Annotated in this window: 1 protein-coding gene; it reads right to left on the bottom strand. The window is 54.5% G+C overall.

Annotation, left to right across the window (positions count from 1 at the left end):
* Positions 1 to 35: 35 nt before the first annotated feature.
* A complete protein-coding gene (locus tag AB5Z09_RS02700) occupies positions 36 to 1,505 on the bottom strand; it encodes an inorganic phosphate transporter (protein ID WP_021230067.1) in 1,470 nt (489 codons plus the stop codon).
* Positions 1,506 to 1,959 lie beyond the last annotated feature (454 nt).

Genomic DNA, 1,959 nt, shown 5'->3' with positions numbered 1-1,959 from the left:
ATTGTCATTGTGATGCGCGTTATGAGCGCGGCAGATCAACCAAACAGATGGTGGCTGACGATAAACAGGCCGCCAGAGAGCAGCATGGTCAGCGGCAGGGTCAGCACCCAGGCCATCAGGATGGTCTTGATGGTCTGGCTCTGCAGGCCGGATTTATTGGCAATCATGGTACCCGCCACCGCAGAAGAGAGGATGTGGGTGGTGGACACCGGCATACCGGTCAGACTGGCGACCCCGATGGAGGTTGCAGCCGTGATCTGGGCTGCAATGCCCTGGCTGTAGGTCATGCCGGTGGTGCCGATCTTCTCGCCCACGGTATGGACGATACGACGCCAGCCCACCATGGTGCCGCAACCGAGCGCCAGCGCGATGGAGACGATAACCCAGGTCGGTGCGTATTCAGCGGTCGCGGTCAGATCCTTGCGCCATTTGGCCAGATCGGTCAGCTCCTTGGCGGGCAACGGCAGCTTGGCAGCCTTGCGGGCGGTATCATCGATACAGAGCAGCAGACGACGCACTTCGCGGCGGTCGGTCAGGCTCATCTGATCATAAGTACGCACGGCACCCAGACGGGCATCCAGGGTGGCCATCGCCTGCAGCACGCCATCTGCGGAGCAGTGGGTCATCAGCTCTTCCTGAGCCGTTGCCGGTGCAGAGAAGTTGATGACGCCAGAGAGGGCGGACTGGTTGCGCTGGTAGATCTCCATGATGCGCTGGTTGGCATCCTGGGTCCGGTCCAGATCATAGGCGCGGCTGTTCATGTCCAGTGCGAAATAGGCGGGCGCCATACAGATCAGCACCAGCATCACCAGACCGATGCCCTTCTGGCCATCGTTGGAGCCGTGTACGAAGCTGACGCCCATGGCCGAGGCCACCAGGGTCAGACGCGCCCAGAATGGCGGGTGCTTCTTGCCATCCACCAGCTGACGCTCTTCCGGTGTTTTGTGGATCTTGTTGCTGGTCCAGATGCGCTTCATGGCAAGCAACAGCAGCGCAGCGATGATGAAACCTATGGTGGGAGAGATGATGAGGGACAGCATGATGTCGATCGCTTTGCCCACGTTGATCCCTTCTGTCACCGGTTTATGGGTGATCCAGGCATAGGCGCCGCCTACCCCCAGAATGGAACCGATCAAGGTATGTGAACTGGAGGCCGGGATCCCGAAGAACCAGGTGCCCAGGTTCCACACGATGGCGGAAAACAGCAAGGAGAAGACCATGATCAACCCTTGGGTGGAGTCCATCCCAAGCAGCAGGTCGATGGGCAGCAGATGGACAATGGCATAGGCCACACCCAGACCGCCGAACATGACGCCAAAAAAGTTGAAGATCCCCGATGCAACGACCGCCAGGTGAGCTGGCATCGCCTTGGTATAGATAACCGTTGCTACCGCGTTGGCGGTATCGTGAAAGCCGTTGATAAATTCATAGGCAAGCACAAAAAAAACGGCCAATACCAAACCGATTGACCACCACAAACCCAAACCACTAAACATTTCAAACATAAAAAAAAGCCTGTTTATGAGTTGCGGCGGATTATGCCAGATGGCGGCCAACACCATAGCCACCATTGAAATATTTCAGCCATAAAAAAAAAGAGCTTTTTGGAAAAAAATATCCTAGAGCCAGTCTTCATGCGGCTTGCCATCGATTAATTAAAGCCATCAATGATTGCGGGAAAGGGCAAAAACAGCTGACAATTAAGCCAATAATTTCATTTTTGTGACATTTTTATGACATTTTTATGACGGAAAAATGGGCAGCCGTGGTGATAAAACGTCCCTGCCCCACCAATCTCATCCGACCAGCACCATCAACCCCATATCCGTTTGATTCCAGATGCAAAAAGGGAGCACCTTGTGCTTAATGCCGATCAGTTAAGGATCCATTGACCGATCCTTCTGTTGTGTGAAAATCCGAAACCTGTTGATTGGTTTCGGATTTTTTATGCGTATCGCT

The organism is Aeromonas sp. R2-2, from assembly GCF_040908355.1.
Lineage (GTDB): Bacteria > Pseudomonadota > Gammaproteobacteria > Enterobacterales > Aeromonadaceae > Aeromonas > Aeromonas veronii.
Note: the sequence above shows the minus strand (reverse complement) of the source record. Positions and strands in the feature narration are given on the sequence as shown.